Genomic DNA, 9149 nt, shown 5'->3' on the forward strand with positions numbered 1-9149 from the left:
GACTCCAGAATAGACAAATCTATCTGGAGCTTTTTACTTCTACAAAATCTATTTTTACATTTGTCCCCTTTCAATGGTAACAGGAACCCAGCCTCTAACGCTGTTAATAAGCCAGATATTCGATATTTGTTGTAAATCTGTAATAGTAATGATTTTTTCTTGCACTTCTTTTGTTTCAAGTACATATTGACGGAAGGTTCCTGGTAGCAACCCGCATTCTACTGGGGGAGTATAATATTTTTTATCTATTTCTACGACCACATTGCCAATGGTAAATTCGGTGATTTGCAACTCATCATTCCATAATAAAACGTCATCAGCATCGGGATGCTCTGTTAAAAAAGCCTCGTATATTTCTCGGTTTGTCGTTTTATGATAAAAGAAAGGGTTTGTTTTGTTTATTGCCCGTGTAGCAAGACGAACATGCAGTTGTTTTTTTAACATGCTTATCGGCTGAAGATCTAAATTAATTTGCCCAGTTTTTGATAACAATAAACGCAATTTGTGCACTCCTGTATTCAATTGTTGGGCGATTTGTTCGAGTTTCTGCTTTATAAATAATGGATCAAATGGGTAAGAAAAATGGGTAGCCGATTTTTCCATTCTGTTTAAATGGTACGCAAGCAATGGATAACAACCGTTTTCTAGCCGAATACTTTCCAGTAAGTCAAAGCTATTTTCCTTTTTTTCTAACACGAGCGTTTTGGCAAGCATTTCTTCATATTCTTCCTCCGCTGTTGAATCCCAAGTTATTCCTCCTCCTACACCGTAAGTAGCTTCATTACTAGTGTTGTCAATGGATACCGTTCGAATCGGTACGTTGAAAATCGCCTCATGTTCAGGAGTTATGTAGCCAATTGCGCCACAATAAATATTGCGCGGTGTTTTTTCTATATTACGAATGATATTCATGGTGCTGACTTTTGGTGCCCCGGTAATCGAACCACAAGGAAACAATGCTTCAAAGATGCTCGTTAAATTCGTTTCCACTTCTGCTGTAACAGTTGATGTCATTTGAAAAACAGTGGGGTAGCGTTCTATTGCAAACAGTTCAGGTACACGTACGGTTCCGCGTTTTGCAATTCTACTAAGATCGTTACGTAATAAATCAACAATCATCACATTTTCCGCACGATTCTTTTCAGAATAATAGAGCCAATCCGCATTTGCTTTATCCTCTTCGATTGTGCTACCTCTTTTTGCAGTTCCTTTCATCGGTTTTGTACTAACTACCCCCTTTTTCAAATGAAAAAAAAGCTCTGGGGAAGCCGATAAAATAGAATAATTGCCCGTTTGTAAATAAGCAGCGTAGTTTGCAGCTTGAGAAGCGGCTAATTGCTCATAATATGCAAAGCTATCACCTGTAAAATAGCTCTTTAAGGGAATGGTATAATTAACTTGATATGTATGACCTTCTTCAATCTGCTGTTTAATATGTTCAATTTGCTGCTTATATTCTTGTTCTTTGATATCCATTTGCCATTTTTGAATGGCAAATGGACTCACTCGTCGTTTGTGAGGTGCCTCCGCTTCTGAAAAAATACCGAACCATATTAGCGGGAAGCTCCCGTTTGTATGTACTTGAAAAGCTGGGTCAAATGCTGGCGCAGCTTCATAAGCTAGAAACCCTCCTGCGTAGTATCCAGCTTGAATATATTGCTCCACCTTCTGCAAACAAGGGACAACTTCAGATAACTCATAGGTGTAAATAATGGTAATGGGATCTTTGAATGCAACAGGTTGCTGTTCGTTAAAGTCAAATTGCAGGTAAATATTTTCCATTCTTATAACTTCCTTTGACAGTAAAAAAATTATGTAGTAATTCGATTCCACTTTTTGATAAAATTGCCTCGGGATGTGCTTGTATGCCTTCTATTGGATAAAATTTATGGCGAAGCGCCATGATTTCTCCCTCTTTTGTCGTAGCGCTTGTTTCTAAGCAGTCTGGCATGGATTCTTTATTTACAATGAGGGAATGATACCGAGTAACTGCTAGAGGATTATTTAGATTTTGAAACATTCTTCGATTATCGTGGGTAATGAGAGACACTTTACCATGCATGGGTTGTTTTGCTTTTTCAATCGTGGCGCCAAAAGCTTGGGCAATCGTTTGATGACCAAGGCATATACCAAGTATAGGAAATTGCTGGTATAGTTTCGTTACAATTTCTAAACAAATTCCAGCTGAATTTGGAGTTCCAGGACCTGGAGACAGGACAATCGCTTCTGGCTGCAATTGTTGAATTTCTTCTACAGTGATCGCATCATTTCTTTCAATACGCACTTCCAAATCAAGCTGTCTCATATATTGTACTAAATTGAAGGTAAATGAATCATAATTGTCAATCATGAGTATCATAAAATGACTCCTCGTATATGAATTTAGGTGCTATATTCACCCGTTATTTTTCTAAAATTTTATTTGTTTTCCTAATCCAAATTGTATACGTACTTGAACCCGTCGTTTTTCACTATAGGCGGGCGCTTTCCACAGGGTTGCTTGAGTCTCCTCGCTCGCAAAAAACGCCAAGCTCATGCTTTTCCAGTAGGAGTCGACACCTTTCCTTCCAAGCGAATGATTATGTGTTCCTACTATTACTGGACATGTCCATTTTTTAGACGTTTTTGAGATGTATTTGTCCCTTTGTTCCACTATTGGAAAAACGTTAGCTTTTGCCATAAAACTTGGCGACAAGCCAAGTTTTTCTAACGTATATAAGTATAACATAGATAGAAGGTAGAAAAGGCTTCAAGTAACCAGAAGGGAAACATCGCCCACTGGTTATGTTGAGAAAAAATGATTCGTGCTTCTAGCACCATTAAAAAAGTTTCATGTTTGCAAAAACTTCCAAACTATGCAATTCTCCTTTTACTTGCTTCATATTTGTGTCTTTACCTTGAAGCCAACGGTTAAAGTCAAATAGTAAAGGCTCTCTATTTCCTCCTAGCGCAAACCACGCAAGTTTACTTTTAGGTAGATATAGCGCCGTATGCAGTGTTCCAGCCCAAGACCCATATTTCGTCGAAAATATACCATTATTTGACTGATTGAACATTTGGAAACCTTGATAAGGGGTATGGATATGTGTAGACTGACTTTCTATTGCATCGTAACGTCGCAAGGAATCATCCATGCGAAAACGGTTTTCTTTAGATAAATGCTGAAAATGATTTGTGCAAATAGAAGCATTGTGTACCACAACATCTCGAGGAGAGGCTTCGACGACTTTACTCATGCCATTTTTATCGAGTAAGGCGTAACTAAAAGAGTGTCGATGTGGTATTTCCCTTAAAAGTGCAACAGCCTCTTCTACATTTTTACATGTTTCCAAAATAATTCGTCCAATCATATTACATAAAAATCCGTCAGCAGACTGCTTACGATTAATAAAGTTATACCCCATTGCTAAACCATGCTCGTTCATCCCATCTGTTCGTCCTGTTATTTGCATTGTAGGGCCGAGAGCGGCGTATCCATAATCTGTAGGTTGATACAGTAAATAACGACCTTCATAGGTAGAGGGTGCATTATCGTAATTTCGCACCATGTAATCCGAATTTGTGTAAATCGAGCAGCCACTACGACCGTACTCCAAATAATATCCACCAAAATCTTGAATTGCTTCATTAATATTCATTTGTAGAGCATCTTTTAGACCGTGAAGTTCATCCCAAATACCAGGTGCAAATTGAAATAATCGTTCTTTTATTTTGTTGTCATCTATTATAAAATGGCGTTGCTTTTTTGCGGCCCATTGCTTTTTTCGATTGGGTAAAATAGGCAAATTTTTTAATAGCGTTCCTTGGTAATAGCCAAAGTCGTAATGAGTTCCACGAAATTGATTAATATCACTATAAACTTGTTGCATGGAGAACCTCCCTTTCATTTAGAGGCTTTTGAGTATGATATACGAACATTCAGTGGAGGATGTACCAAACTCCCTGCTGAGTCAAAATTCACATTATATAGGAATATAATTCATTTTTCCGTCATAGAATTTTTCTAAAAGGAAATATAAGTGGTGCTCCATGTTTGAATCGTTTGGAGCTATATAGAGTTTACGCGATGTGTAAAAAAAAGCATAATAAAATGCTTTATGAAAGTAGTGCTGCTTTTTAACATATGTATTTTAAAGACTTACTATCGACAATACTTTATGGTGTGTACTATAAGTGCTCCAATTTTATCTTATGAAAATGCTAAACAACTTGACTTATCTCCAAGCATTATGGTGAAATCTTTTTTCTTATACAATAAACCAACGTATGAAAAATGAGACTTAGCGATAAGCCAAGTCTCATGAAGAATTTTCGTTTTGCAACGAGCTTTATTCCATTAAATGAAGGTACAACAATGTTAATGCTTAACGATTTTGCTTTTTTATTTCCTGATTCATTGGATTTTCTCTGGAAAATTCAACATCGGGACGTAACTTATTGTGTTTATTTTGATTGTTTTGCTTATTTTTGTCTTTGTTACGGTTTTTGTTTTGTTCAGACATGTAACATCCTCCTTTGCTATACGTAGATTTTCCATATAGCCAATAAATTATGTATATAGCTTAGGGGCTATGGATTATTAATCGTGCTGTTTTCTGCTTTGAAAGAGATAGATTTAAAACTGTAGGGAAGGCTAGTTACAGCGATTTTGAGAAGTTAAGTTTTTTCTAATATTTTTTACACAATAGGAAAGTTTAGAAGTTTAGAGGTGTATAGTATAAGGACAACTATAGTTTTGGCTATAAAGATTAGCGACAAGCCAAATTTTTCTAAAAAGTATTGACACATATTTGTGTAGATTGTATTATTATAAACTAAATCCGACTAATTTTATAAGGAAAGGGTGTTTTTTGATGAAGGTTCAACCAGTTAGTGAAGTGAAAGATCCTGTGCGTACGGATCAGTTCCATTTAAACAAACCACAAACTACTTTCATTACAGGCGGAATTATTGTTGCTTTTCTCCTTGGAATATATTTATTTACTACTCAGGAAATGACCCAGCCAATTTTGTTATTACTTGGTTTGTTATTAGGTTATACATTGTTTCACGCACGTTTTGGTTTTACTTCTGCGTTTAGACGTTTTATGTCTGTAGGTAATGGAGAAGCATTACGTTCTCATGTGCTCATGCTTGCTGTAGCAGTTACGTTGTTTGCCCCAATTCTTGCTTACGGTTATTCTTTTTTTGGTGCAGAAGTAAACGGCTATGTTTCGCCTGTTGGTATTAGCTTGCTAGTTGGAGCTTTCGTATTTGGGATAGGCATGCAACTTGGTGGTGGATGTGCTTCAGGGACACTTTACGCTGTTGGTGGGGGGAGATCGGTTATGTTTGTAACACTCCTATTTTTTATTATTGGGTCTACCATTGGCGCAAAACATCTTCCTTTTTGGACAGAAGATTTACCGAGCTTTGCACCTATTTCTTTAGCTACATCTACGGGCCTTGGATATGGTGGCGCATGGTTGGTATCAATTATTTTGTTTGGCATGATTACATGGATCACGATTGTTGTAGAGAAGAAAAAACAATCACCTAAAATGGCATCTGTACCTTCCGAAAAAGGCTGGAAGCGTATATTGCGGGGGTCATGGCCTTTACTTGCGGCAGCGGTGGTATTAGCTGTATTAAATGCGCTAACACTTATGACGCGAGGCACACCTTGGGGAATAACATCTGGTTTTGCACTTTGGGGTTCTAAAATTGCTGCACTTATAGGTGTGGATGTAGCAAGCTGGGGTTATTGGCAAGGGGATAATGCTCAAGCATTACAAGCTTCCATTTTTGCTGATTCCACAACTGTACTGAACTTTGGCGTTATTTTAGGAGCTTTTATAGCTTCTGCTGCTGGTGGTTTATTTAAATTTACACGTTTAAATTTGAAAAATGTCGCTGCATCAGTTATCGGCGGATTGTTAATGGGTTATGGAGCCCGTTTAGCTTTTGGGTGCAATATTGGCGCTTATTTTGGAGGAATTGCCTCATTTAGTTTACATGGCTATATATGGGGGATTTTAGCACTAGGAGGAACATTTATCGCTTTATATTTACGCCCATTATTTGGCTTGTCTGTACCAAAATCAAAAGATTCGTTTTGTTAAGTGAAACTGCCGGAGATTCTTGCGGCAGTTTTTTACTCTAGAACAGATGAGAACTGGACAAAGGGGGCCCGAGTTCTTGGTTTGTAGAACGTGATAGAAGAAGCCAGCTAGTAATCGATAGCACGGTAGCTGTTAGATTTTAGAACATTATCAGCGGAACTTAACGAACCCAAATTGGAACCAGGAGAGCTTGGTCTGCTTTGCGACATATATGCTAAAGAAAATAGACTTTATGTAATTTCTAATAGCTTTAGTAGTGGCTGTTTGTTTTTGAAGGTTTATATGATAGGTAGAACTATCCATTGTTCCATCGCAAGCTAACTGATCTACAGTAGCATAATTGAACATTTGCACAAGCCCATTTTATTCCCAACTAGAAGCGAATAAGTGGGCGAAATTTCATTTTATGTGAACTTTGTCACAAACAAGTTCACAAACATGTCACGAAAAAAGGCTTGTTGTATCCGATTGCAAATGATATATTTTGTTTTAGATTGTTAGAATTTGTTGTGGAATGAGGGGAGGTATCTATGTTACCACTTGAAAGGAAGGAACGTATTAAAGAGCTGATTTTGCAGAGGAAAAATTTGAAAATTGCAGATTTAAGCGACATGTTTGGTGTATCAGAGATGACCATACATCGTGATGTTAAATCCTTGGAAGAAGAAGGAATTGTAACAAAAACCTTTGGTGGCATTTCCTTAGTGCAAACAGAGGAAAACAGGCAGGATAGGTGTGTTTATTGTGCAAGGTCAATAAATGAAAAAATGGCTTATCGCTTAATATTGACGAATCATAACATCGAAGTTACTTGTTGTGCCCACTGTGGCTTACTACGCCAACAACAACTTGGTGATAAAGTGAATCAAGCCATCTGCCCTGATTTTCTAAGGAGTACAACCATTAGTGCTTCTTTAGCTTGGTATGTGACGGATACTTCTTTACATATGGGCTGCTGCCATCCGCAATTATTAACTTTTGAGTACCGAGAACATGCTGATAAATTTGTAAAGGGTTTTGGAGGAAAAGTGTATTCATTTGATGAGGTACAAGAAGTCTTACATCAACAAATGAAAGGATCGACACAATGCAAGCATCACTAAAATTTTAAATTTAAAAGGGGATTTGTTGTATCATGAGAAGAAGATTTTGGATGTTTATTGGAATTATTGCGTTAATCTTAATGACCGCATGTGGACAAGAAGAGAAGGCTGAGAAAAGTACGGATGCTAAAGAGGAGGAGCCGAAAGAGTTAAAAGTGGATTTTGAAGTTCCTGAATCAGCTGAAGTAGGAGACACTGTTGAGTTGAAAGCAACGGTAACTTATGGGGAAGAAAAAGTAACAGATGCAGATGAAGTGGTGTTTGAAATTTGGGAAAAAGGTAAGAAAGATGACAGTACTAATTACGAATCTACCAATCATGAAGATGGCACTTACACTGCAGAAGTTATTTTTGATAATAACGGTGTATACGAGATGTTTGCTCATACAACCGCTAGAGATCTGCATACGATGCCGCAAAAAGCGATTACAGTTGGTGATGTGGAGAATCCAGAAACAAAGGGTGATGAAGAACATGCCAACCACGAGGGAACAGACGGATTTGCGTTACACTTTATGGAACCAGAAAATGTGGCAGCGGGAGAAGAAACAGAGTTAATGGTACATCTACAAATGAATGAAAAACCTTTAGAAGAAGCTTCTGTTCGTTATGAAATCGGTCGGGAAAATACAGAGGATAAAGAATGGGTAGACGCTGAAGAAGGTGAAGCAGGAGAATACACAGGTTCTTATACATTCACAGACAAAGGGAAATATCAATTAATTGTTCATGTAGAAAACGATGATGATTTGCATGAACATGAAGAGTATGAAATTACAGTAGAAAAATAACGACGCGTCTCACTTATAAAAATAGTTGGTTGGAGTCTACACTACTACTTTAAAATATAAAAATAAATTTCTATATGTGGAATGGTTCAATACGTAATCATAAAAAATGTAACAGCGTTATGTTATGTAACAACGACAATAAGCAATGTAGAAAGTAATCCTTCTTATGCTTTATGATTTGGAGGGATTACTTTCTTTGCTACAAAAGTGTAATGATGTAGACTTGTATAAAAAAGTTAGCTTACGCTTAAAGAAAGTTTGCTAAGCTATGTTTTCTAATTTGTATATCTTTACGTTGCTGCATAAAATAAAAAGAGGTGGATTCATGAATGTCAAACGAATCGTAGATATAGCCAAAGAGTTAGACAAAGCTCAAATTACCTGGGGAATTGGCGGTTCTATGCTGTTAGCTTACTATGATATTGTAGATCATGTAAATGATATAGACATTATTGTAGAACCAGAGCATATAGATAAGGCTGTCCATGTTTTACAAAAGATGGGAAAAGAAAAAGAAGTAGAGCGCCACAAGCCATTTGCTACCGTATATTTTCATAAGTTTCGTGTGAAAACAGCAACTGTGGATATGATGGTCAGTTAGAGCATACAAATGGTTTGTATACCTATGATTTTTCCAATTATTCCGTCAAGCGGCATAACTATTTAGGGGAGGTACTTCCATTCTGCTTACTAGAAGATTGGTTCGTGCTTTATCAATTAATGCCAAGAAGAGAGCAAAAAGTCAAGTATATGGAAAAATATTTCCGAAAACACGGCATTTCCCATACAAATGTCTTACAAAATGCATGTAAGCAGAATTTACCTGCTTCAATAGAAATGAAAATATATGCTATATTGGAGGAGAACCATAGATTACGTTAAACATACTGATGGAGGAACAGATACATGATTTTATTTCAAATGGATAATTATTCCATAACTATACATGGCCAAACTATCGATCAGTGTAAAAGTAAATGCTAAGACATAGAAGAGAGAGGCACTTGGGAGTATAAACTATTTTGTGTAAATGGGAATTGCACACAATAAAATATACAGGCTTTACGTGGAGAAGCGGGCGTGATACGCTCGCTTTTGCGTTGGCGATAGCTTTGTTCTTTAAAGGTATCTCCATCGCCAATTCATCACGCCCG

The 9149-nt window shown here is 37.1% G+C and carries 8 protein-coding genes; 4 read left to right on the forward strand and 4 right to left on the reverse strand.

Annotated elements, in window-relative coordinates; translation table 11 throughout:
* Window positions 1-54: 54 nt before the first annotated feature.
* The 4 genes from pabB to HLX49_RS12290 form a co-directional block, all read right to left on the reverse strand.
* Complete coding sequence (gene pabB / locus HLX49_RS12275) at window positions 55-1782, reverse strand: aminodeoxychorismate synthase component I (protein ID WP_101934115.1); 1728 nt, start codon at window positions 1780-1782, stop codon at window positions 55-57.
* Window positions 1757-2359, reverse strand: coding sequence for an anthranilate synthase component II (locus HLX49_RS12280; protein WP_101934114.1), 603 nt, complete (start codon window positions 2357-2359; stop codon window positions 1757-1759). The genes pabB and HLX49_RS12280 overlap by 26 nt, the downstream gene beginning before the upstream one ends.
* Before the next feature lie 460 nt (window positions 2360-2819).
* Window positions 2820-3869 carry a C45 family autoproteolytic acyltransferase/hydrolase gene (locus tag HLX49_RS12285; RefSeq protein WP_296362201.1) on the reverse strand — a complete coding sequence of 350 codons (1050 nt, stop codon included), beginning with the start codon at window positions 3867-3869 and terminating at the stop codon, window positions 2820-2822.
* Window positions 3870-4364: 495 nt separating this feature from the next.
* The gene (locus HLX49_RS12290; protein WP_170861702.1) at window positions 4365-4502 is read right to left on the reverse strand and encodes a hypothetical protein; all 138 of its coding nucleotides are present in this window, start codon (window positions 4500-4502) and stop codon (window positions 4365-4367) included.
* 351 nt (window positions 4503-4853) lie between these two features.
* On the opposite strand from HLX49_RS12290, the gene HLX49_RS12295 reads away from it, so the two are divergent.
* From HLX49_RS12295 to HLX49_RS12310, 4 genes are all read left to right on the forward strand, one after another.
* Window positions 4854-6101 carry a YeeE/YedE family protein gene (locus HLX49_RS12295; protein ID WP_296362205.1) on the forward strand — a complete coding sequence of 416 codons (1248 nt, stop codon included), beginning with the start codon at window positions 4854-4856 and terminating at the stop codon, window positions 6099-6101.
* A 530-nt stretch (window positions 6102-6631) separates the two neighbouring features.
* Window positions 6632-7204 carry a DeoR family transcriptional regulator gene (locus HLX49_RS12300; protein WP_073005605.1) on the forward strand — a complete coding sequence of 191 codons (573 nt, stop codon included), beginning with the start codon at window positions 6632-6634 and terminating at the stop codon, window positions 7202-7204.
* 32 nt (window positions 7205-7236) lie between these two features.
* Window positions 7237-7995: a FixH family protein gene (locus tag HLX49_RS12305; protein WP_296362208.1), complete on the forward strand. Its 759-nt coding sequence runs from the start codon at window positions 7237-7239 to the stop codon at window positions 7993-7995.
* A gap of 325 nt (window positions 7996-8320) precedes the next feature.
* Window positions 8321-8596 (forward strand): nucleotidyltransferase family protein, encoded by a 276-nt coding sequence (locus HLX49_RS12310; protein WP_101934110.1) that lies wholly within the window; start codon window positions 8321-8323, stop codon window positions 8594-8596.
* The last annotated feature ends 553 nt before the right edge of the window (window positions 8597-9149 follow it).

It is taken from the genome of Virgibacillus sp. (assembly GCF_013393565.1).
In the GTDB taxonomy this organism is placed as follows: domain Bacteria; phylum Bacillota; class Bacilli; order Bacillales; family Amphibacillaceae; genus Virgibacillus; species Virgibacillus dokdonensis.